The organism is Rhizobium sp. A37_96, from assembly GCF_053521765.1.
Genome location: NZ_JBNWDS010000015.1, coordinates 38,509 through 61,319 on the forward strand (window position 1 = coordinate 38,509; position 22,811 = coordinate 61,319).

The 22,811-nt window shown below is 59.9% G+C and carries 19 protein-coding genes and 1 tRNA gene; 11 read left to right on the forward strand and 9 right to left on the reverse strand.

Annotated elements, in window-relative coordinates; all coding sequences use genetic code 11:
- The first annotated feature begins 372 nt into the window (after positions 1 to 372).
- Both ACQZ6J_RS27575 and ACQZ6J_RS27580 read left to right on the forward strand, forming a co-directional pair.
- Positions 373 to 1,440: an alpha/beta fold hydrolase gene (locus ACQZ6J_RS27575; protein WP_449086446.1), complete on the forward strand. Its 1,068-nt coding sequence runs from the start codon at positions 373 to 375 to the stop codon at positions 1,438 to 1,440.
- Positions 1,441 to 1,739: 299 nt separating this feature from the next.
- The gene (locus tag ACQZ6J_RS27580) at positions 1,740 to 2,483 is read left to right on the forward strand and encodes a hypothetical protein (RefSeq protein WP_449086447.1); all 744 of its coding nucleotides are present in this window, start codon (positions 1,740 to 1,742) and stop codon (positions 2,481 to 2,483) included.
- Positions 2,484 to 2,668: 185 nt separating this feature from the next.
- Here the strand turns inward: ACQZ6J_RS27580 and ACQZ6J_RS27585 are convergent, their stop codons facing one another.
- The 4 genes from ACQZ6J_RS27585 to ACQZ6J_RS27600 form a co-directional block, all read right to left on the reverse strand.
- Positions 2,669 to 6,478: a vitamin B12-dependent ribonucleotide reductase gene (locus tag ACQZ6J_RS27585; protein ID WP_163986012.1), complete on the reverse strand. Its 3,810-nt coding sequence runs from the start codon at positions 6,476 to 6,478 to the stop codon at positions 2,669 to 2,671.
- 769 nt (positions 6,479 to 7,247) lie between these two features.
- On the reverse strand, positions 7,248 to 7,745 hold the full coding sequence (gene gpt / locus ACQZ6J_RS27590; protein WP_163986010.1) for a xanthine phosphoribosyltransferase: 498 nt from the start codon (positions 7,743 to 7,745) through the stop codon (positions 7,248 to 7,250).
- Between the two features lie 331 nt (positions 7,746 to 8,076).
- Complete coding sequence (locus ACQZ6J_RS27595; protein WP_163986008.1) at positions 8,077 to 8,922, reverse strand: universal stress protein; 846 nt, start codon at positions 8,920 to 8,922, stop codon at positions 8,077 to 8,079.
- Between the two features lie 115 nt (positions 8,923 to 9,037).
- Positions 9,038 to 9,811 carry a competence/damage-inducible protein A gene (locus ACQZ6J_RS27600; protein WP_449086448.1) on the reverse strand — a complete coding sequence of 258 codons (774 nt, stop codon included), beginning with the start codon at positions 9,809 to 9,811 and terminating at the stop codon, positions 9,038 to 9,040.
- 237 nt (positions 9,812 to 10,048) lie between these two features.
- Between ACQZ6J_RS27600 and wrbA the strand changes: the two genes are divergently transcribed.
- The 6 genes from wrbA to ACQZ6J_RS27630 all read left to right on the forward strand — a co-directional run bounded on the left by wrbA (position 10,049) and on the right by ACQZ6J_RS27630 (position 15,175).
- Positions 10,049 to 10,648 (forward strand): NAD(P)H:quinone oxidoreductase type IV, encoded by a 600-nt coding sequence (gene wrbA / locus ACQZ6J_RS27605; RefSeq protein ID WP_163986005.1) that lies wholly within the window; start codon positions 10,049 to 10,051, stop codon positions 10,646 to 10,648.
- Between the two features lie 220 nt (positions 10,649 to 10,868).
- Positions 10,869 to 10,954 (forward strand) — tRNA-Leu (locus tag ACQZ6J_RS27610).
- A 77-nt stretch (positions 10,955 to 11,031) separates the two neighbouring features.
- Complete coding sequence (locus ACQZ6J_RS27615; protein ID WP_449086449.1) at positions 11,032 to 11,238, forward strand: hypothetical protein; 207 nt, start codon at positions 11,032 to 11,034, stop codon at positions 11,236 to 11,238.
- Positions 11,239 to 11,561: 323 nt separating this feature from the next.
- Positions 11,562 to 13,085 carry a hypothetical protein gene (locus tag ACQZ6J_RS27620; RefSeq protein ID WP_449086450.1) on the forward strand — a complete coding sequence of 508 codons (1,524 nt, stop codon included), beginning with the start codon at positions 11,562 to 11,564 and terminating at the stop codon, positions 13,083 to 13,085.
- Positions 13,086 to 13,548: 463 nt separating this feature from the next.
- Positions 13,549 to 14,799: a threonine ammonia-lyase gene (gene ilvA / locus ACQZ6J_RS27625; protein ID WP_449086451.1), complete on the forward strand. Its 1,251-nt coding sequence runs from the start codon at positions 13,549 to 13,551 to the stop codon at positions 14,797 to 14,799.
- 37 nt (positions 14,800 to 14,836) lie between these two features.
- A complete protein-coding gene (locus ACQZ6J_RS27630; RefSeq protein ID WP_163985999.1) occupies positions 14,837 to 15,175 on the forward strand; it encodes an HlyU family transcriptional regulator in 339 nt (112 codons plus the stop codon).
- Positions 15,176 to 15,497: 322 nt separating this feature from the next.
- On the opposite strand, the gene ACQZ6J_RS27635 is transcribed toward ACQZ6J_RS27630, so the two are convergent.
- Positions 15,498 to 16,274, reverse strand: a complete 777-nt coding sequence (locus ACQZ6J_RS27635) for an SDR family NAD(P)-dependent oxidoreductase (RefSeq protein WP_449086452.1) — start codon at positions 16,272 to 16,274, stop codon at positions 15,498 to 15,500.
- A gap of 105 nt (positions 16,275 to 16,379) precedes the next feature.
- On the opposite strand from ACQZ6J_RS27635, the gene ACQZ6J_RS27640 reads away from it, so the two are divergent.
- Positions 16,380 to 16,961 carry a TetR/AcrR family transcriptional regulator gene (locus ACQZ6J_RS27640; RefSeq protein WP_449086453.1) on the forward strand — a complete coding sequence of 194 codons (582 nt, stop codon included), beginning with the start codon at positions 16,380 to 16,382 and terminating at the stop codon, positions 16,959 to 16,961.
- A 50-nt stretch (positions 16,962 to 17,011) separates the two neighbouring features.
- On the opposite strand, the gene ACQZ6J_RS27645 is transcribed toward ACQZ6J_RS27640, so the two are convergent.
- The gene (locus ACQZ6J_RS27645) at positions 17,012 to 17,626 is read right to left on the reverse strand and encodes an FMN-dependent NADH-azoreductase (protein WP_163985994.1); all 615 of its coding nucleotides are present in this window, start codon (positions 17,624 to 17,626) and stop codon (positions 17,012 to 17,014) included.
- A 136-nt stretch (positions 17,627 to 17,762) separates the two neighbouring features.
- On the opposite strand from ACQZ6J_RS27645, the gene ACQZ6J_RS27650 reads away from it, so the two are divergent.
- Positions 17,763 to 18,731 carry a LysR family transcriptional regulator gene (locus ACQZ6J_RS27650; RefSeq protein ID WP_163985992.1) on the forward strand — a complete coding sequence of 323 codons (969 nt, stop codon included), beginning with the start codon at positions 17,763 to 17,765 and terminating at the stop codon, positions 18,729 to 18,731.
- A gap of 45 nt (positions 18,732 to 18,776) precedes the next feature.
- Here the strand turns inward: ACQZ6J_RS27650 and ACQZ6J_RS27655 are convergent, their stop codons facing one another.
- Both ACQZ6J_RS27655 and ACQZ6J_RS27660 read right to left on the reverse strand, forming a co-directional pair.
- On the reverse strand, positions 18,777 to 20,765 hold the full coding sequence (locus tag ACQZ6J_RS27655; protein ID WP_163985991.1) for a bifunctional 2',3'-cyclic-nucleotide 2'-phosphodiesterase/3'-nucleotidase: 1,989 nt from the start codon (positions 20,763 to 20,765) through the stop codon (positions 18,777 to 18,779).
- Between the two features lie 133 nt (positions 20,766 to 20,898).
- Entirely contained in the window at positions 20,899 to 21,258 is a 360-nt protein-coding gene (locus tag ACQZ6J_RS27660; RefSeq protein WP_449086454.1) for a PilZ domain-containing protein, read from the reverse strand.
- A 212-nt stretch (positions 21,259 to 21,470) separates the two neighbouring features.
- On the opposite strand from ACQZ6J_RS27660, the gene ACQZ6J_RS27665 reads away from it, so the two are divergent.
- Positions 21,471 to 22,274 (forward strand): endonuclease/exonuclease/phosphatase family protein, encoded by an 804-nt coding sequence (locus ACQZ6J_RS27665; protein WP_449086455.1) that lies wholly within the window; start codon positions 21,471 to 21,473, stop codon positions 22,272 to 22,274.
- Between the two features lie 6 nt (positions 22,275 to 22,280).
- Here the strand turns inward: ACQZ6J_RS27665 and ACQZ6J_RS27670 are convergent, their stop codons facing one another.
- Positions 22,281 to 22,742, reverse strand: coding sequence for an Lrp/AsnC family transcriptional regulator (locus ACQZ6J_RS27670; protein ID WP_163985986.1), 462 nt, complete (start codon positions 22,740 to 22,742; stop codon positions 22,281 to 22,283).
- Positions 22,743 to 22,811 lie beyond the last annotated feature (69 nt).

The following is a 22,811-nucleotide window of genomic DNA, read 5'->3' on the forward strand; positions in this document are numbered from 1 at the left end:
AGAAAGTTTTGGCGCCTTATGCCATGAGTTATCCGCTCTGTCGCAGCTTTTCGGGCAAAGAATGCGGCTTTAAAGGCCGGTTTTCATGGCTGTTGCGGATGGAAGACCACGCGACTGTCTAACGCATTGGAGCGACCACATCCGCAGCGGCCGGGAAATTTTCGATGGCGCGACGGATTTTCGTTCGTTCGCGCGTTGAAGCCGTACGAGTTTCAAGACTGCCAGATGCCGGATCGGGAATGGATGACTATCCTTCAGGTCGGCAAAGAGACAGGACATGCAATGATTATCGCCTGCCGGGATCGGGTTTTGCCAATGAAGATTTTGCGAAGCATCGGGAATGGGGTCTGTGCCCGATTGTTGGGAGCGGCATTGGTCGCGGCCGGCCTGTCGGGTGAAGCCGGCTTCGCGCATGCAGCCTCCGAGCATGAGCGGCTTCGTGAGCCGGGTAAGCAGGTCGCGGACCAGCGACTGCTCATCGAGACGCCGGACGGAAAGGGCGAGCTGCCCGTCTATGCGGACCACGCAATCGATGCCGTGGCGCCCGATGTGACGAAGGTTCTGGTCATCGTCCACGGCACACTTCGAAATGCCGACGCCTATTATACGACCGGAGAGAAGTTGCTGGCCAAGGCAGGCGATCTCGCGAAGGGGACGATGGTGGTCGCGCCGCAGTTCCTGACAAGGCCTGATGTCAGGGCCTTCTCCCTGTCCGCGCAGACGCTGGCCTGGACGCAGAATGGCTGGAAAGGCGGCGATGCCGCACGTCAGCCCGCGCCGGTCGGCTCCTTTTCCGCGCTCGATGCCCTGCTGCAGCATTTTGCCGATCGTCGCCTGTATCCTTCACTGAAAACCATCGTCGTCATGGGCCATTCGGCAGGGGCTCAGCTCGTGCAGCGTTACGCCGTGGTCGGACGCGAAGCGCAGGACCTGGCCAATACGGGCATCTCCGTTCGCTATCTCGTCGCCAATCCGTCAAGCTATCTCTATTTCGACAATGAGCGCCCGGCTTTGCCGGCGGATCAATCGATGGCCGCCTGTCCGCGCGCAACGCACTGGCGATATGGGCTGGCCTCCGCACCGCCATACGTGTCCTCGCAGAACCCGAAGCTTCTCGAAACCAGATATGCCCAGCGCAATGTCGTTTACCTGTTAGGGGAGGCGGACACCAACCCCTACACCCATTTCATCGATCGCTCCTGCGCCGCCATGGCGCAGGGCCCTTACCGCCTGGCGCGCGGGCTGACCTATTTCGACTACATGAAGAAGCGGCATCCGGCCGATCTCAACCAGAAAGTGGTCGAGGTGCCCGGCGTCGGGCATGACGACGAAGCGATGTTCACGTCGGATTGCAGCATCGCAGTGCTGTTCGATCGACCGGTGCCGCAATCCTGCCGGGTTATCGGCGGGACGGTGAAAGAGGCGGGCGCGTCGCGATAGTCTTTCTTCGACACATCTGATTTTCGAAAAGAGATTTGGTCGATTTCGGTTGCATTGAAAGACCTGGAAGCAAAGGCTTCTAGAGTTTCGCCAATGCATGCGCCTCCCTCCCACTGTCAATCGACCCGGCATATGCGCTTGTGAATATGAGAGAAAGCGATCTGAGCAATTGCTTCCGCCGAGCTTGTATCGAAGGAATTAACCGCGTTCCTTAAAGCATTGTATGAAACCCTAGGTTTATCTGTTGGGCGTATGCCATCCCACTGGGCGCTTTTCTGAAAACTGAGGTAAAGATTGAAATGCCGACGACTACAAAAGTTCTTGCGCAAGCTTTAGGTTCTTGGCTCCAGTTCGAATATGCGCTTGGGCGTCGTGGCTTGTTTAACGAGCGCTATATGAGCGGCGCGATTTCGCAAGTTCTTTCATATAGATTTAAGTGCGGAATATCGGCGGAGCACAGGCATCCCACATTAAGTGCAATGGTGGCCGGCCGACCGGGCGCAAAGCCAGCAGTCGATTTTGCAGCCATCGAGACCTTTCCCAATGTTAAGGCTTTAGTGGAGTCGAAATGGCTTAACAAATCCGGGGTCACCGTCCAAAGCATTGTGTGGGACCTAATTAGGTTGGAAATGGTTGCGCATGCCGAGAATGCTGAAGCTTACTTCATTCTTGCCGGTCGTCGGGACCGTATGAAAAAAGTATTCGAATCTGTACGCTATCACTGGTCCGATGCGTCTGCCGTACCGGGCTCTCTTCTTGCTCGGAGTGGTCGTATTAAAGTTCCTATCAAGGATTTGTCGCCCACATGCCGTGACAAGCTTTGGCCATGGTTTGAAAAATACTCAACCGGTTCATTTCCAAATCAAATTCACTTGAAGCAACCTTATTCCTATCCCTTCAATGGCGCTGACCTTGCGTCCGACGAGGGGGCTCCCAGGTATCAGGTATGGGTTTGGGAAATCGATCGGAAACCGGCAGCCGCAGCCAGATTCAGACCCTGCGACCTTTTTCCTTCATTAGGCCCGCAAGACCTTGCCGCATGACGTGCGTGGGTGCTGCTTCATTCGCGCCGAGCAGGGCGTGTCGTGCGATTTGATTGCGGCTTTGATGCATGCTCTCCAAAATGTTCGAAAGGGGCGGCCATAAGCCGCCCCTTCATTTGGTAGATTAGCGTTCGAAAGCACTATTGATCGAGTGCAGGTCAGAGCGCGTGCGCTCAGGCCGGCACTCAGCTGCAGCCGCTTGTTGCGCCGCAAGTGTCGCACTTCTCGCAGGTGCCGTTGCGGACCATCGTGAAGTTCTGGCATTCCGTGCACATGTTGCCGGTGTAGCCCTGCATGATGGAGCGAGCGCGGCGTTCGGATTCCAGTTTCTTGGCTTCCGTCTTCGCCGTTGCCGCGTCGCTCGCCGCCTTGTCGGTGAAGAGGCCGGTGGAGGATTCGCTGCTTTCGCTTGCCAGTTCCTCGGCGATCTCCTCGGCCAGTTCCTTCGCGCGTTCCTCATAGTCGCGCTTGAAGGCGACGACTTCGGAGGTGGAGACGGCACCGGCCGGTTCCAGCTTGCGGACGGTGTTGCCGGCAAAGGCGGTGACGGTGCTGAGCGAGGCGGCGCGGGCCGGGGCGGCCGTTGCGGAGCCCTTGACCTCGGCTGCCGGACGCTCGCCCGATGTCGGAACCAGCGTCGGCTTGTAGCCGCGGGTCAGACCCTTGGAGACGACATCCGCCTTGCCTTCGGAAACGCCGCGGCCGAGCGCCGTGTTGTTGAAGTCCGAGGTGTCGACATGGGCAAGGTCGTGACGGCCGAGATAGGAGATCGCCAGTTCACGGAACACGTAGTCGAGGATCGACGTCGCGTTCTTGATCGCGTCGTTGCCGGTGACGATGCCGGCCGGCTCGAACTTGGTGAAGGTGAAGGCGTCGACATATTCCTCGAGCGGCACGCCATACTGCAGGCCGAGCGAGACGGAAATCGCGAAGTTGTTGATGAAGGCACGCAGCGCCGAACCTTCCTTGTTCATGTCGAGGAAGATTTCGCCGAGACGGCCATCGTCATACTCGCCGGTACGCAGGAAGATGGTGTGCCCGCCGATCTTGGCCTTCTGGGTGTAACCCTTGCGGCGGCCCGGCAGCTTCTCCTGCGTGCGGATGACCTTCTCGATCACGCGCTCGACGATCTTTTCCGTAATGGTGACGGCCTGTGCGGCGGCCGGCGCCTGCAGGAATTCCTCCAGCGCGTCCTCGTCGCTGTCGTCTTCGATCAGCGAGGCGTTCAGCGGCTGGCTGAGCTTGGAGCCGTCGCGATAAAGCGCGTTGGCTTTGAGGCCGAGCTTCCAGGAGAGCATGTAGGCGTTCTTGCAATCCTCGACGGTTGCTTCGTTCGCCATGTTGATCGTCTTGGAGATGGCGCCCGAGATGAAGGGCTGGGCTGCCGCCATCATGCGGATATGGCTTTCGACCGAGAGGTAGCGCTTGCCGATCTTGCCGCAGGGGTTGGCGCAATCGAAGACGGCCAGATGCGCGTTCTTCAGGAAGGGAGCGCCTTCCAGCGTCATCGCACCGCAAACATGGATGTTGGCAGCCTCGATGTCCTTCTTGGAGAAGCCGAGATGGTCGAGCAGGTTGAAGCTCATGTCGGCCATCTGTTCGTCGGAAACCTTCAGCGTGCCCTTCAGGAAGTCGGCGCCGAGGGTCCACTGGTTGAAGACGAACTTGATGTCGAAGGCGCTCTTCAGGGCGGCGTTGACGGCATCGACCTTCTCCGCCGTGAAGCCCTTGGCCTTCAGCGAAGCGGGGTTGATGGCCGGGGCCTGGTTCAGGTTGCCGTGACCGACGGCGTAAGCCTCGATCTCGGCGATCTGGCTTTCGGAGTAGCCGAGCGTACGCAGTGCTTCCGGAACGGCGCGGTTGATGATCTTGAAGTAGCCGCCGCCGGCGAGCTTCTTGAACTTCACCAGAGCGAAGTCCGGTTCGATGCCGGTCGTGTCGCAATCCATGACGAGGCCGATCGTGCCGGTTGGCGCGATAACGGTTGCCTGGGCGTTGCGGTAGCCGTGCTTTTCGCCGAGTTCCAGCGCCTTGTCCCAGGCTGCCTTGGCATGGGCGACGAGATCCTGGTCCGGATTTTCGGAGTGGATCAGCGCCACCGGGTTGACCGACAGGCCTTCATAGCCCGACGTCTCGCCATAGGCGGCGCGGCGATGGTTGCGGATGACGCGCAGCATGTTCTCGCGGTTCGGCTTGAACATCGGGAAAGTCCCGAGTTCGGAGGCCATTTCGGCCGAGGTCGCATAGGCGATGCCGGTCATGATCGCGGTCAGCGAGCCGGCGATGGCGCGGGCTTCGTCGCTGTCGTAGGGAATGCCCGACGACATCAGCAGGCCGCCGATATTGGCGTAGCCGAGGCCGAGCGTGCGGTATTCGTAGGAAAGTTCGGCGATGCGGCGCGACGGGAACTGCGCCATCATGACGGAGACTTCGAGGACAACGGTCCAGAGGCGGACGGCATGCTCGTAGTCGGCGATGTTGATGCGCTTCGTCGCCGCGTCCTTGAAGGTCATCAGGTTCAGCGAAGCAAGGTTGCAGGCCGTGTCGTCGAGGAACATGTATTCCGAGCACGGATTGGATGCGCGGATCGGGCCGGCAGCCGGGCTGGTGTGCCAGTCGTTCATCGTCGTGTTGAAATGCAGGCCCGGATCGGCCGATGCCCAGGCGGCGTAGGAAATGGATTCCCAGAGGTCGCGGGCCTTCAGCGTCTTGACGACCTTGCCGTCCTTGCGGGCGGTCAGGTGCCAGTCGCCATCGTTCTCGACGGCGCGCAGGAAGTCGTCCTTGATCGAGACCGAGTTGTTGGAGTTCTGGCCCGATACGGTGAGATAGGCTTCCGAATCCCAGTCGGTGTCGTAGGTCTTGAATTCAAGATCCTTGTAGCCCTGGCGGGCGAACTGGATGACGCGCTGGACGTAGTTTTCCGGAACCTGGTCCTTCTTGGCGGCGCGGATTTCGCGCTTCAGGGCAGGGTTCTTGGCCGGGTCGAAGCAATCGTCATTGTCGCCTTCGCAATTGACCGTCGCCTTCATGATCGCCTTCAGGTGCTTGGCGACGATCTTCGAGCCGGTAACGAGGGCTGCAACCTTCTGCTCTTCCTTGACCTTCCAGTTGATGTATTCCTCGATATCCGGATGGTCGATGTCGACGACGACCATCTTGGCGGCGCGGCGCGTCGTGCCGCCCGACTTGATGGCGCCGGCCGCGCGGTCGCCGATCTTCAGGAAGCTCATCAAGCCCGAGGAGCGGCCGCCGCCGGAGAGCTTTTCGCCCTCGGCGCGCAGCATCGAGAAGTTCGAGCCGGTGCCCGAGCCGTATTTGAACAGGCGGGCTTCGCGAACCCACAGGTCCATGATGCCACCTTCGTTGACGAGATCGTCCTCGACCGACTGGATGAAGCAGGCATGCGGCTGCGGATGCTCATAGGCCGATTTGGACTTGGTGAGCTTGCCGGTGAAGGGGTCGACATAATAGTGGCCCTGGCCGGGGCCATCGATGCCGTAGGCCCAGTGCATGCCGGTGTTGAACCACTGCGGCGAATTCGGCGCGACGCGCTGGGTCGCAAGCATATAGGCAAGCTCGTCGCAGAAGGCGGACGCATCTTCCTCGGACGAGAAATAGCCGCCCTTCCAGCCCCAGTAGGTCCAGGTGCCGGCAAGGCGGTCGAAGACCTGGCGCGCATCGGTTTCAGAGCCGCTCTGCTGATCCTTGGGCAGATCCTTGATTGCCGCGTCGTCAGGTACGGAGCGCCACAGGAAGGAAGGAACGTCGTTTTCCTCTACCTTCTTGAGCCTGGCGGGCACGCCGGCCTTGCGGAAATACTTCTGCGCCAGGATGTCCGCCGCGACCTGCGAGAACTGCGCCGGCACATCGATGTTTTCGAGGCGGAAGACAATCGACCCGTCAGGATTCTTGATCTCGCTGGTCGCCTTGCGGAATTCGATGTCCGCATAGGGTGACTGGCCGGCCTTCGTAAAACGACGTTCGATGCGCATGGTCCCGATCCTCATTCGTTGGCGCGCCCGCATGAGAACAGGGCGCAAAAATTCTCATCCCGGCATCGCGATTTCAACGCGCAGCCAGCTTTCAATCCGCTCTCTAACAGGAGGTTTCACCCGGAGATGCCATCCTGTATCTTGTGGTGATGGTGGCTGCAAACACTAAATATAGTATTAACAGCTTATTGCCGCCAGTCCCCGCATATGTTTTTTCGGCAGCATCGATTTCGGCACAAAAACCTTCTCGGCGGCCACCGGCAAAGGTGAATCGCCTTGAATCCAAATCCGATTTCGAAGTGAGAACCAGCCCTCGTAAATTCGCCTGGTTCAGTCGCCGCCGCAACGTCATCCATTAACTTTGAAAGACCCGATTCCGTCAAGGGGTGGTTTGTGGTGGATTGTTAACCACAATATCTTGTGGGCTTGCCTGTGGAAATTGGGGAAACGCCAGTAGGGTAGAAGAATCAAGAGCTTGAGGGGAGGCGCTCGCCCTTCGGACGACCGCAGACAAAGCAACAGCCATTATCGCCGTAGTTGAAAACGACAAAATTGTGACCGTGACCTTGATGCCATTGGCAGCGCGCTGAAATCGTGCCGTGGCACCTCATGATTCGCGCGGAACCCCTTGAATCCCGCGCATTCCCGCGGATATGAGGCCCACTAAATGTAGTGGGCGCCGCAGCGCCCACCTCTATTACCGTCCGTCGTGTCTTGTTTCGGTGCCGGGTGGAAAAGCGCAACTGATTCGCGCCGCCGGCCTTCGGGATCAGCCGCGATGACCCTTGGCGATCGGCTCCTGATAGGTGAAGCCCATGTCCCAGGGGAAGTAGATCCAGGTGTCCTGGCTGACCTCGGTGATGAAGGTATCGATTGTGGGAACGCCCGTCGGTTTGGCATAGACACAGGCGAAATGTGCCTTCGGTAGCATGGCGCGCACCTCAAGAGCCGTCTTGCCGGTATCCGTAAGGTCGTCGACGACAAGGACGCCTTCGCCGCCATTGGCCGTCAATTCCGGCGCAATGCCCTTGAGCAGGTTCATTTCGCCCTGGCTCGCATAGTCGTGGTAGGAGGCGATGCAGACCGTATCGATCATGCGGATGTTGAGTTCGCGCGAGATGATGGCGGCCGGCACGAGGCCGCCACGGGTAATACAGACGATGGCCTTGAATTCGCGGTTGAGGCCGGCAAGCCGCCAGGCAAGCGCGCGCGCATCGCGATGGAACTGATCCCAGGATACGGGAAAGGCTTTATCGGGCAGGGACATGGCAGAAGCTCCGGGGCATGGAATAATGACGCACCGGCAACACCGGCGACCCTGAGCAGGACCCCGCAGCGGGCGCAGACCTTGATCCAGATCGGGGATCCGGGTCCGGAACGCGATTCGCCGGCTGTCTGCTTGAACAGGATCTCATCCGAGGAAAAGCGATATGCCTTTCGGGATCTGCCCCTTACGACCGCGCGAACGGTTCCCTGGCGGGAATTCTGTCATCGGTCGCTGCTTTCTGCTGGATTTACTGGCAAAAGGCAATAGCCGCAAAGCAGCTCCCGGTGCACATCGATGCCGGGAGCCGCCTCATTGGGCTTGTGCGAGCGGCTCAACGGGCCAGAAGCGTCATCGCGGTCATCGACTGCAGCAAGGTGCGCGTCGTGCCGCCGAAGATCATCTGCCACAGCCAGGAGTGCGTATAGGCGCCCATGACCAGAAGGTCGATGCTGTCGTCCGCAAGCCGATTTTCGATGACCTGCGAGGGCGTCGACTTGCCGGCGCAGGCCGCCGTCTCGAACGTGGCGCGGACGCCGTGACGCGTCAGCGCAGCCGCGAGCTGAACACCGGTTTCCTTGGACGGATGAGGGTCCTTTTCGGAGGGGCTGACCGAGAGGATCTCGACGGAATCGGCCGCCTTCAGGAAGGGCAGGGCATCGAAGGTAGCGCGGGCCGCCTCCTTCGAGCCGTTCCAGGCGATCAGCACGCGGCGAACGGGCTTCGGTTCCTTCAGAATATAGGGAATGAGAAGCACCGGCCGTCCGCTGTCGAACAGGAACGTTTCGACATCGACCTGGGAGTCGGCATATTTCGATGGGTCCGGCTGCACGGCAACCAGCAGATCGGCGCTGCGGGCGCTTTCGATCAACGGTTCCGTCCCGTAGCCGATCGTGCTGGCGAAGCTATGCCATTCATAGCCGAGGCCGGCGCCTTCCATCTTGGTTCGGAACAGCCGTTCGATTTCGAGGGCCTGATTGTGCGCGACATCCTGAAGGGCCTGCACCGCGACGGGATCCGGAATTTCCATCGGGGCCACCAGCGGCACGGTGGAGACGATTTCCGCATGAAGGCCGACGATGTAAGCGCCGTGTTCCTTGGCCAGCGCCGCCGCGAAATCAGCGGCAATGCGCGTGTTGTCGGGGTTGTCGAGAACGGTCAATATGGTCTTGTAAGCCATGACGTGATCTCCCATGCGGAGGGGTTGATCTGCTCATTATATCTGCATTCCGCGATAAATTAATGCGTAGGAGGCGCATCCGGTTCCGTCGCGATATGCACTTATTCGTTGAATGTCACGCCTCAGCCGACTGATTTTCCTTGGCTTTCGACTGCCGGATCGTTTCGATCATGGCGCGCACTTCCGCTGCGACATTTTCAACCAGTTCGGCAGAGCGGCCTCTGACGACGATTTCGGTCGAGAAGAACTGACCGACGTAGCGCGGGTAGGAGCCTATGCTGGTATCGGGATGCGCCTTCTGGATGAGGCCGAGCGGCGTGCCGATCTCTCCCTCGCCATAGGGGCAGGAAATGGCGGTCGACAAGATGCGCGCGCCGGTCCGCAGCGTCGGTATGACATTGTCGAGCATTGCCTGGAAAACCTGCGGCACGCCGGCCATGACATAGACATTGCCGATATTGAACCCTGGAGCCGTCGAGACCGGATTTGCGATATGCTTCGATCCGACGGGCATGCGGGCCATGCGCTGGCGAGCCTCGGTAAACTCCATCTCGCGCCGGGCATACATTTCACCCATCAGCCGCATCGCTTCGGCATCATGCTCGCAAGGCACGCCGAAGGCCTTGGCGATGGCGTCGGCGGTGATGTCGTCGTGGGTCGGGCCGATGCCGCCCGAGGTGAAGACATAGTCGTATTGGCCGCGCAAGGCGTTCAGCGCCGTCACGATGGCATCTTCGTCGTCGGCGACGACGCGGACTTCCTTCAGGTCGATGCCGGCAAGCAGCAGCACGTCGGCGAGATGGCCGATATTCTTGTCCTTCGTGCGGCCGGACAGCAGTTCGTCGCCGATGGCCAGCATGGCGGCTGTGACAATGGTTTCGTTTGACATGAAGACATCCAGGAAAATGCGCATCGGCGCGTTCGCAAAAGGGTCCGAAATAGGTAGCGCTGTTTACGGCGAATGCAAACGCTCCTTTTGTTTCTCCGGCGGCCTCGCACGTATTGCAAATGATTTTCCGTCCACGCAGGATGAACAGTGCGTTCTGAGCATGGGGGCTGCGCCCCTGTCGCATCGCTGATACAACATGCCTCGACAATCAACGCGTCCAACAAACGGGAGACGTTCATGGCTAAGGTTCTGGTTCTCTATTATTCCGCTTACGGTCACATCGAGAAGATGGCCTATGCCGTCGCGGAAGGCGCAAAGTCCGCCGGTGCCGAAGTCACCGTCAAGCGCGTCCCGGAACTCGTTCCGGAAGAGGTTGCAAAGGCCTCCTACTTCAAGCTCGACCAGGAAGCCCCGGTCGCAACGCCGGACGAACTGGCCGAGTATGACGCCATCATCGTCGGCGCCGGCACGCGCTTCGGCACGGTCGCCTCGCAGATGCGCAATTTCTGGGATCAGACCGGCGGCCTCTGGTTCAATGGCAAGCTCGTCGGCAAGGTCGGCTCGGTCTTCACCTCGTCCGCGACCCAGCATGGCGGCCAGGAATCGACCATCCTTGGCTTCATCCCGACGCTTCTGCACCACGGCATGGCCGTCGTCGGCCTTCCCTATGCTTTCCAGGGCCAGATGGGCACGGAAGAAGTCAAGGGCGGCTCGCCCTACGGCGCGTCCACCATCACCAACGGCGACGGCTCGCGCCAGCCGTCCGAGATCGAGCTGGAAGCAGCCAAATTCCAGGGCGCCCACGTCGCCAAGATCGCAGCCAAGCTCACCGCTTGATTTGAAAGTCACACATGGTGTCGGAGAGGCGCGGCGGAAGCTGCGCCTTTTCCATTGAGGTGAGGGTGATCCGCTCGCCGAAAGTGCGCCACATCGTCGACACTGATCGACGGGGCCGAGAGGCTCAAAACGCTTATTCCAGAAACCTGCCCGGCAAGCCAAAAAACGACCGCGTAGCGCTTTCCAAATCACCCGACGCAAGATATTGAAATCGCCCAGCGCGGACGTGGCGAAACTGGTAGACGCAAGGGACTTAAAATCCCTCGGCCTTTGGCTGTACGGGTTCGACCCCCGTCGTCCGCACCAACGGCTTCACAGGAATCGGGTAGTTGCCGCCCATGTCGACGCCTACTCTGATCTCATCAGCCGGATCGGAGGGTGCCATGTCGATTTTTCTTCAGCTGCATGAGATCGCCGCAAGACGCGGCGACGGTTTGCGCCCGGAATTGTTCGCTGGCTTGAAGCGCAGCGATACAAAGGCAAAGTTTCAGGTCGTCGCGATAGAGCAAGAGCTGCTGACCCTCGAACCAAGGCATTCTCGCGAGACTGTGCAAGAAGCCGTTCGTGAAGGCAGCATGTCGCCAAAGTGAAACAGGCAAAGCCCGCCGGAGGCGGTCTCCCGAGCACAGACTGGCGGAACACCGATACCGGTGGATCTTGTCGGGGTCACCCGCCGATGCCTGCCCATCTGGAGCGCGGGGAGCTTGAACCTGCACGCTGCGTCGGCGGAAGCAGCGCTCGTTGGTACCAGACATGGTATACGCCGGGCCGATATGCGCCGTCTTAACGCCAGGTTTATTAAGTCCGCGCTAGAGTCGCGTCGCAAGTCGGCAATGGGTGTGTTTTGACATGGGTTACGGTGCATCGACGGCAACACCGCCGTTTCGTCGGGCAATCATCTGTTTGGCCGCATATGAGTAGCGCGCTGGGTGTATCCCGGTTCTGGTCGACGAAGCCGTCCGCGCTGCGAGCGGCGTTGATCCAGAGCGCTGTAGTCTTCGCGGTGGCCGCCCTGCTGCAGCAGCGGTGGGGAACCATCGTCGACACCAGCGGGATCATTACGATCGCAGAGCGGTTGCTTGCCGGAGAGCGCCTCTACGTCGATCTGATCGACCCGAACCCGCCATTCTCGATCTGGCTTTACCTGCCGGCAGTAGCGCTGTCGCGATGGGTGGGAATCGCTCCCGAAATCGGCGTCTATCTCTACACCTGCCTTGCTGTGATCGTGGGTCTTGGTTTGGCAGCACTGGTCGTCCAGCGCGCCGGCTTTGCCGAAAATCGTGTCCTGCTTCGGCTGTTGCCGCTGTTCGTCGCGCTGTTCATGATTTTTCCCGGCAACGCCTTCACGGAGAGGGATCACCTGGGCACGGTGCTGTTTCTGCCGTTGCTGGCGATCATGGCGTGGCGGGCCGATGCCACGCGCCCTGTCAGGCCTAGCCTTGCCCTGATTGTCGCCATCGGCCTCTGCGGCAGCGTTCTTATTCTGGTGAAGCCCTATTATGCAGTCGCTTACGTTGCACCCGCCCTCTACGTGGCCTGGCGCCGACGAGACGTCCGCTCACTCCTTGCGCCCGAGAATTGCATTATCGGCATTGTCGGCGCAGTGTATGTCGCGCTCGTCTTTTTGCTTTGCCCCGAATTCATGCGGGACATCCTTCCGCAGGTGGCGGATGTCTACATGGGAACCGGTGATTCAGTCAGGGTCGCGCTGAGCTACGGGCCCGTTTACCTGATGCTTCTTCTTCTGTTCTGGATGGTTGCACCGAAAGCGCCTGTGACCCCGCTTTGCGCGGTGGCGCTGCTCGCCTCGCTCGCCGCTGTTATCCCTCTAGTCTACCAAGGCAAGGGCTGGCCCTACCATGCATTCGCCGCGATTTCGCTGGCCGTTGTCGCTGTTCTTTGCCGAATTGCGGCATCTTCCGGCTGGCGTTACAACCGCGAAACGCTCGGACGCGTCAGTCTCTGCGCAATTGTCCTCGCGCTTGCCTGGCGGCCTTTCCTGGACACCCAGAAACCAGACGAGGCTTTCGTCGCAGCAGTCAGAGCGGCATCGACGGGGGAACCGACGCTTGCCGTCATCGGCAGCGACGTTACCGCTGCCCATCCGCTCGTCAGGATTGTTGGGGGACGCTTCTTGTCTGCCTATAACAGCGACTGGTTGGGCGCTCTTGCGTTCACGCGGGGTTTAGATGCGGCAGCGCAGGGAAAAATGGCGGACGCTGCCCGCTACCAGAAGCAGTCGGACGCCTATCTGGATGGTAAATATGCCGAGTTCGCCAACCACAATTACGATCTGATCGTCGTTCAACAGGACGACCCGCTCTGGACCAATCACGTACTTGGTCAGGCGCGTTTTGCCGCGCTGCTTTCCGCCTACCATCCTGTCGCGAAGGACGGGCGGTTCACGGTGTATGGCCGCGTCTCCAAGGCAAGTTGAGTGGCAATCGAGATTTTGCGTCAGATCACCGAGCGCGGCTATCCGGTTGCGGAGGTTACGTCGAGATGTCTTACAACCCGAAACGCAAACACGTCAGGAACGGGATGCTGTCACCCGTCGAGTCCGAAAAACAGCAGAAAATCTAACCCAAGGGCGTCCACGAAACTCGGGGCTGTTCAATCGTGAGAGGCCACAGGCATAGCGAAGCCCGCCTGCGCCGACGGATCGGTGTTGGGGCGGGCCTCTAACCATCGTCATGATGGCTGTATCATATTGGACGCAGGGGGAGCTTTGCTGTCAACTCGCAGATTTGCGGAATTCGGCTGTTGGCGACATAAATAGTTAATTGCCGGTGAATGGCGGCAATATCTCGATGGCAGGTCCGAAAGGACGATAAACAGGCTTTCTTTGGTCATGTTTCCTGTGTCATAGCGGGGATGGATTGAAGAAGGACGGACAAGCCGTGGACAAACAGACTGTTCTCGAAGCAACCGAGGCCATGCGTGGCCTTTTTCCCGCAACGCCGCTGCAGCTGAACGAGCATCTTTCCGCCCGCTACGGCGCGGATATATGGCTGAAGCGCGAGGACCTGACGCCGGTCCGCTCCTACAAGATTCGCGGCGCCTTCAATTTCTTCCGCAAGGTGATTGCCGAAGGCGGCACGGAGAAAACCTTCGTCTGTGCATCCGCCGGCAATCATGCGCAGGGCTTTGCCTTCGTCTGCCGGCATTTCGGCGTGCCGGGCGTTGTCTACATGCCCGTGACGACGCCGCAGCAGAAAATCGACAAGACCCGCATCTTCGGCGGCGAATTCATCACCATCAAGCTTTTCGGCGATTTCTTCGACCAATGCTATCAGGCCGCGCGCGAGCATGTCGAACGCATCGACGGTGTCATGGTGCCGCCGTTCGACCATGCCGATATCATCGAGGGGCAGGCGACCGTCGCGGCGGAAATCGCCGAGCAATTGCCGGAAGGCGTTGTCGTCGACCGCATCCTTCTTCCCGTCGGCGGTGGCGGCCTTGCGGCCGGCATCACCGGCTATTTTGCCGACACGCTCGCCCGTGACGCCTTCACCTTTGCCGAGCCCGCGGGCGCGCCGAGCCTGCGCCGCAGCATCGAGGCGGGGCAGGTGGTCACGCTGGCCAAGGTCGACAATTTCGTCGATGGCGCCGCCGTCGGCCGCATCGGCGACCTCAATTTCGCCGCCCTGAAGGGCTTTGCGGCCGAGCAGGTCCAGCTCATCGAGGAAAACGCCATCTGCGTCACCATCGCCGATATGCTGAATGTCGAAGGTGTGGTGCTCGAGCCCGCCGGCGCGCTGGCGATCACGGCGCTGGAAAAGCTCGATCGCGACAGCATTCGCGGCAAGACCATCATCGCCGTCGTCTCCGGCGGCAATTTCGACTTCGAGCGTCTGCCCGACGTCAAGGAGCGTGCCATGCGCTATGCGGGCTTGAAGAAATACTTCATCCTGCGCCTTGCGCAGCGCCCCGGCGCGCTTCGTGATTTCCTCAACATGCTCGGGCCGGAAGACGATATCGCCCGCTTCGAATATCTGAAGAAGAGCGCCCGCAATTTCGGTTCCATCCTGATCGGCATCGAGACGAAGAATCCGGATAATTTCAAGCAGCTTATCGCGAACTTCGAAAGCTCCGGCATGGGCTATGAGGACATCACCGAAAACGACATCCTGGCAAACCTGATCATTTGACTTTGCGACCCCGCAACCTTCATGCTAAAGGCGATCCATGGCTTCGTTATTCTCAAATATCATCTCGATCTTCACCGGCGGCGCATCGCAGGCGAACACCGAAAAGTCCGGCGGCTCCACGGTAAGCGTCGAGCCGCAGGTGCATGCCGGCTGCACGATCCATGCGACGCCGCAGCGCGAGGGCAACCAGTTCCGCCTCATGGGCCGGATCGAGAAGGATGTGAACGGCGAGATTCTGGTGCGCAACTTCATTCGCGCCGATGTTTTCAGCTCGTCGGACGATGCCGTGGAATCGACCTTCCGCAAGGCGCAGCAGATCATCGATCAGAATGGTGCATCGCTGTTCGGCGATGGCGAAAAGACCCGCCAGGTCTGATATCGCGCCAATTTTCAATTCTTCCCCGAGGTCCTGTCTTCCTTCACGGGCAATCGTGTTTTCGTGAAAGAGACGAGGGCGTTGTGCTTTCCCGTTCGAGGACTGTCTGAACAGCAGGTCGCGTCAAGGCCCGCTTCATGAAGGGCCATGCCGGATAGGCGTGCACATCGAACTCCATCCATGATCCTCATAGCCGGAAGGCCCGCGGATAGGCGGTGTGTTCCCGTACAGGAAGGCCGCCAGCTGCATCGTGCTTCTGGCGGCTTTTTCGTGTGGTCGAGACGCTGGTCCGCATCAGGATGCAGCTGCCGGCGTCATCGGTTTAAGCCGTGCGGAATATCTTGGCGCCCGACGGCGCATTGACGGCCCCGCCGTCGACGGTGATTTCGATCGCCGTGACATTGGCGGAATCGTCGGAGGCGAAGAAAAGCGCGGCATTGGCGATCTCTTCGGCTTCGCTCATGCGGCCGAGCGGGCTCAATCCGCCGAAACGGGCTTCCAGAGCGTCCATGGCTTCCGGCGTCGCTGCCCGCGAGTCCCAGATCGGCGTCTTCGTGGCGCCAGGCGTGACCTGATTGACGCGTATGCCGCGCGGCGCAAGCTCGGACGCTAGGTTGCGGGTCATGGCGCGAACGGCGCCCTTTGTGCCGGCATAGGCCGAGTAACCGGGAATGCCGAGTACGGCGTGAACCGAGCCGTTCAGGATCACTGAGCCACCGTCGTTCAGATATGGCAGGGCGGCCTGCACCGTGAAGAAGACGCCGGTAAAATTGATGCGTACGATGGATTCGAACTGTTCGAGCGTCGTTTTGCCGACCGGGGTTTCGCCGCCGATCCCGGCATTGGCGAAGACGATATCGAATTTCCCAAGCTTTTCCGCAGCCTCGGCAAACGCCTTCTCCATGGCTGGAATGTCTGTCGTGTCGGCCTGCAGCGCCAGCACGTCGCCGCCGAGCTTCTCCGCTGCGGCAGCCAGCGTCCTAGTGTTGCGGCCGGTGATGGCGACCTTCGCACCTTCGGCGAGGAAGAGCCGGGCCGTGGCCAGCCCGATGCCGCTGTTACCGCCGGTGATGAGGGCGACCTTGTTCCTGAGACGCATGTTCGTTGCTCCTGTTGGCTTTTGTCACGATCTGGATTATGATCGTTATCTATAAGGATTATGATCATAATCCATTTTGTCAAGCCGGGCACGAAAGGATTTTCGATGGGCCGTTCGCAAATCGAGAAGCAGAAGACGCACGAACGCATCGTGACGCTCGCCGCCAAGCGTCTGCGTGAGGAGGGATTGGAGGGGATCGGTGTCGCCGATCTGATGAAAGAGGCGGGTTTGACCGTCGGGGGATTCTACAAGCATTTCGCCTCCCGCGACGAACTCGTGGCGGAAGCTATGGAAACCGCGATCGGATCCTGGCGGCAGCAGCAGGAGGACAGGGGGATCGATCCGGAAAGCGTGCCGCTGAACGACTATATCGATAACTATCTCAGCGAGCGCCACCGCGATCACTGCGGCGAGGGCTGTGCCTATGCGGCATTGACGGCGGATATGGCGCGCAGCAGCGATGCGGTCCGCGCCGTCGCGACGGAAGGGCTGCGAAGGAACTTTGCTTCCATGGCGGCGCGCATGCCGCAACCGGAGACGGAGGAAGCAAGGCGGAAAGCGATCATCGCCTCGTGCCTGATGACCGGGGCGCTCGGCCTCGCGCGCGTGGCGAATGACGAGTCTCTCTCCGATGAGATTCTGGAGACCGTGAAGCAGTTCATCAAGGAGATGCCGCAGGCAAAATAAAAGCGGCCGGTTGAAGCCGGCCGCCATCGGTGTCTGGGGACTGCAGTCGATTAGGCGGCGAGCGCCAGCTCGGAGGCGCGGGCCTGGGCAGCGCCGATTGCCTTCTCGGCAGCTTCCGGGCCGAAAGCGACGCCTTCGATGTAAACGGTTTCGACATCGGTGATGCCGATGAAGGCGAGAACCGACTTGAGGTAGGGAACGGCATGGTTCAGCGGAGCAGCCGGGCCTTCGGAATAGACGCCGCCGGAGGCGAGGACGATATAGGCCTTCTTGCCGCTGGCCAGACCCTTCGGGCCGGTTTCCGTGTAGGTGAAGGTGCGGCCGGCGCGAGCGATGTTGTCGATCCAGGTCTTCAGCGAGGAATAGATGTTGAAGTTGATGAGGCCGGTGCCGATGACCAGCGTGTCGGCTGCCAGCAGTTCGTCGACGAGTGCGTCGGAAACCTTCACGAGTTCCTGCTGCTCGGGCGTGCGGGCGTCGGCGGGCGTGCGGATGGCGGCGGTGAAGGGGCCGTCAATATGCGGCAGGTTATCGGCTGCGAGGTCGCGATGAACGAGCGTCTTGCCCGGGTTGTTGGCCTTGATCTTCTCGGCAAGTTCGGTGGCGATCTTGGTGGAGAGCGAATCCGCGCGCGGGCTGGAGGTCAGAAGCAGAATGGAGGACATATCCGTTTTCCTTTTCAATGGGTTGCGAAATCGGCTGGGAGAGTCCGATCACGTTCGGTTCAATAGATAAGTCCTCAGTGCTATCGAGAAAAACTGTGATAATATGGATCGGAATTATCGATAGAATGGATGGAAGATGCTCCCCAATCCCACCCTCGATCAGTTGCAGGTTTTTCTGACCGTTGCTGAATCAGGCAGTTTTTCCGCCGCTTCGCGCACGCTCAATCGTGCTCAGTCGGTCATCAGCTATACGATCGCCAATCTGGAAGCCCAGCTCGAAATGCCGCTGTTCGAGCGTTCGGGTTCGCGCCAGCCGAAACTCACGGATGCGGGCAGGGTGATGCTGGAGGATGCGCGCCGCATTCTTTCCGATCTGCAGGTCATGCGCGCCAGGGTGAAGGGATTGAAGACCGGGCTCGAGGCTGAGGTGGCCGTGGCGATCAGCGTCATGGTGCCGGTGCACGCGACCGTCGACGTGCTGCGCGAATTTCGCGATCGCTTTCCCTATGTCTCGCTGCGGCTCGATACGGGCGAGCTTGGCACGATGATGGAGCTTGTCTCCAGCGGCAAGTCGACGATCGGCATTGGCGGTTCCGTGGTGAAGCAGGACGACGCCTTGGTCATCGAGCGCATTGGTCACTCCTTTATGATGCCGGTTGCCACGCCCACCCATCCGCTTGCCCAGATGGGAAGGCCGTTGACGCTTGCCGATGTGCGCGAGGAGGTTCAGCTCGTCGTCACGGATGCCTCCAGCCTGACGAACGGCAAGGATTTCAACGTCCTCTCCTATAAGACCTGGCGCGTCAGCGATATCGCCACCAAGCATCAGTTGATCCGGGGCGGGCTTGGCTGGGGCGGCCTGCCGGCCTCGTTCATCATGGAGGATTTGCAGAAGGGGCGGTTGGTGCCTTTGGATCTCGAGGCATACGACCAGAGCGAATATCCGATCTACGCGGTCCGCAAGGTCGATAACCCTCCCGGTCCGGCCGCGGCCTGGATGATCGAGGCCTTCCGCTCCCGCCTCTCGCGATGCCCGAATCAGGAAGACTTCAAGGCGGCTGTCGAGATATTCCTGCCGGGCGACAAGCGGCTGGCCGCCGAATGAAAAAGTCCTCTCCCCGAAACGGGGAGAGGACGATTGCCGTCGCGACTACAGGACGAGCCGGTAGTTGCGGAAGCCGTCCGTGCCTTCGCCGGCATCTTCGATCTTCACGCTCTTGACCTGATCGAGGAAATCCTTGGCTTTCGGAGAGCTTTGGAACTTTGCGGTCGTGTCCGGCAGCGGCTTGAAGGTCCAGTTGCCGTCGGCGGTCGGATTGATCGTGCCCTGATCGTGGACATAGCGCACGATGACGTCCCGGTTGGTGTCGGGCGCCTGGTAGACGACCTTGTCGGCTCCGATTTCCGGGAAGTTGCCGCCGCCGCCGGCGCGATAGTTGTTGCTGACGACCAGGAACTTCTGCGCGGGATCGATCGGCTTGCCATCGAATTGCAGGTTCTGGATGCGGTTTGCATCGGCATTCAGAACCTTGCCGTCATCGCCGAAACGGCGCGGCTGCGACACGTCGATCTGGTAGGTGACGCCATCGATGACGTCGAAATTGTAGGACGGGAAGGCGTTGTTGATGAGATCCGCATCCTTGGCGCCGGGCTGCACCTGGTTGAACATCGCAGCCGACATTTCCAGCCAGTTCTTGACCTGCGCGCCGTTGATGACGACCGCCTGTACGGTGTTCGGATAGAGATAGAGGTCGGCGACGTTCTTGATGGCAATGTTGCCGGCAGGGACGTCCGTATAGTAGTCGGCGCCGTTGCGGCCGCCGCACTTGAAGGGCGCCGCAGCCGAGAGAACCGGCAGATCCTTGTACTGCGTCTCCTTCAGCATGTCCTTGATGTACCAGATCTGCGCCTGGCTGACGATCTGCACCGACGGATCGTCGGCGACGAGCGCGAAATAGGAGTAGAGCGGCGCGGAGGTCTTGCCGACGGGTGTGCGGACATAGGCGAGTGTCGCCTCATGCTCGACCTTGGCCGCTTCCACCACTTCCTTCTTGTCGGCGACATCGGCGATGACCTTCTTCTTGTCGTCGCGATGATAGATCGGCCTCGCCTCTGAGGTGAAGTCGACGATCTTCCAGCTGTTGCCGTCCTTTTCGAGCAACAGGTCGATCAGGCCGAGGTGCGAGCCCCAGAAGCCGGCCATGACGGCGGGCTTGCCATGCAGCGTGCCCTTGACCGGATCGGCGTCCTTGATGCCGTCCCAGGTCTTCGGGCCGGGGAAGACGAGATGCTGGTGGCCGGTGAAGACGGCATCAATGCCATCGACCGCGGCGACATAGAGCGAGGCGTTTTCCATCTTGTCGCTCGGGCCGCTGCCGTCGATGCCGGAATGCGAGAGAGCGATGATGATGTCGGCGCCTTCGGCCTTCATGACTGGAACCCAGGCCTTGGCGGCTTCGACGATATCGCGCGTCTGCGCCTTGCCTTCGAGGTTCTTGATGTCCCAGAGCATGATCTGCGGCGGCACGAAGCCGATGAAACCGATCTTGATCGGGCTTTCATTGCCGGCGCCGTCCTTGATCTTCTTTTCCTGGATCAGATAGGGCTTGAAGAACAGGTCGTCCTTCGTCGGGTCGGAGGCGAGCTGGCCCTTGGTCAGGTTGGCGCAGACGAACGGGAAGTTCGCGCCGGCCAAGACCTTGAACATGAAATCGAGGCCATAGTTGAACTCGTGGTTGCCGAGCGTTCCCACGGAATAGCCGAGCGTGTTCATTGCCTTGATGACCGGATGGACGTCGCCGTCCTTCATGCCGTGCTGATAGGCCATGTAATCGCCCATCGGATTGCCCTGCAGCACGTCGCCATTGTCTATCAGCAGCGAGTTGGTGGCTTCGGCGCGGATGTTGTCGATGATCGTCGCGGTGCGCGTCAGGCCCATCGTGTCGTTCGGCTTGTCGGCATAGTAGTCATAGGGGAAGACGTTGACGTGAATGTCGGTCGTTTCCATCAGCCGCAGATGCGCCTGGTTGCCGGCTGCGCGAGCGGCGAAAGGATGCAGCACGATGAGCGCCGCCGTGGCGCTCAGGCCTTGCAGCAGGGAACGGCGCGACATGCTGGGCAAATCCAGAATGGAAGACATGGAACACTCCTTCAACGATGGGGCTGTCGTTCATCAATCTCTTGCGGGCGGGAGATTAGGACGATTTTTGAAGGTGTGCACCAGTTATGTGACAAGCTTATTGTGGATCGAGCCGACATGCGCCGGCATTCGATCAACGTTTGAGAACCGGCTTTATGTCCTTGTGGAAAAAGCGGAAATAGGACGCGACCTTTGCCGAGGCGTTGGAGGATCGATCGAACTCGATGCCGATGCGGCCGTTATGGGCCCAGCGCACGAACCCGTCCAGCAAGCCGATATCGTCGCATTCGATGCGAACCTTGCTTCCCGCCGCGGCATAGAGCGGCGCCTGAAGATCGAGAGCAATACCGTTCGTGGAGATATCGACCACGCGACCCGTGACGAGCTTGGTGAAATATCGGACCTGTCCCATCAGCCGGGTGTGATGGCGGGAGGAGCCTCGCGACTTGATTTTCAGATTGCCTTGGAACACAGATTTCGAAAAGTGTTGCATGGTGATATCCCAGCTTGCGCATCTCTTTCCGTTTTTGGATAGCAGATGTGCATTGAGAGATGCTTAGCATGATCGCTAAAATTGTAGTCTGGCGTCTCGAATCGACACCATGATCGGTATACGCAATCGGAGGATCGCCGGTTTTTACGGGTGTCGTGCGTCCCGGCGAGCGACGTGTGGCTTGGCTCTGTGACTATTGAAGGGTGCAGAATTTGCGTATCGTTTCCTTGAATGCATGGGGCGGCCGGCTGCATGAGCCTTTGATCCCCTATCTCGCCGATGTCGATGCGGATGTTCTGTGCCTGCAGGAGGTGGTTCGCACGCATGATGCCGATGCCGGATGGCTGGTCTACCGCGATCATGGTGTCGAGCTTCCGCAGCGCGCCAGTCTTTTCGAGGAACTGAAGGCTGCTTTGCCGGCTTACGATGCCTTCTTTCTTCCCGTCGCACGGGGCGACCTCTTCGACGGCGACCGGCGGTTCGACTCGGAATTCGGACTGGCGACCTTCGTGCGCAGAACCTGTCCGGTCATCGGCCAGGCTGCCGGTTTCGTTCATGGTGAATTCTCCGCCGATGGCTACGGGCCGCATCCGCGCTCGCGCAACGCCCATTGCATCCGCCTGTTCGATTATCGGCACGGTTATCCCGTCACCATCGCCCACATGCATGGCCTGCGTGACCTGGAAGGCAAGGGCGACACGCCTGCGCGCCGCCATCAGGCGAATGCGCTTGTAGAACTTATCCGCCAGGTGAAGCAGGACGGCGACCGGCTGGTCGTCTGCGGCGATTTCAACGTGCTGCCCGGCAGCGAGACGTTCGAAATCCTCGCCAGCCTGGAGCTTATCGATCTTGTCACTTTAGGGGGGCATGACGACACGCGCACGTCTCACTACCGAAAGCAGCCCCGTTTCGCCGACTACATGCTGGTGACGCCGAATGTCGAAGTCGTCCGCTTCGATCCCGTCGCCGCGCCCGAAGTGTCGGATCATCGCCCGTTGCTTTTGGACCTGCGCTGAAAATCCTCACAAGCCGACATTCGGCCGGTCGATGATTTCGCGAAGCGCAAAGCTGGAGTTGATCTTCACGACATGGGGCAGGGCCGAGAGCCAATCGCGATGGATGCGCTCGTAGTCCTCGAGATCCCGCGCGGCGACGCGGAGTATGTAGTCGTATTCGCCCGACATGAGATAGCAGCCGAGCACGTTCGGACAGCGTTTCACCGCCGTTTCGAACTCCGACAGCGTCTTGGCGAACTGGCCGGATAGCGAAATGTGCACGATGGCGATCATCTTGTAGTTCAACGCCTTGTGCGACAGATGCGCGTGATAGCCGTCGATGACCCCGCTCTTTTCAAGGATATCGAGCCGGCGGGAGCAGGCCGAGGGGGACAGGCCGACTTTCTCGGCCAGCTCCGCATTGGTGATCCTGGCATTCTGCTGCAGCATGCGCAGAATCGAATGATCGATGGCGTCGAGGTCGGACATTCGAAGATCTTTCGAAAAAACGCGTGTCCGCGCAATAAATCACGAAAAATGACTGCAGCGCAAATTGTC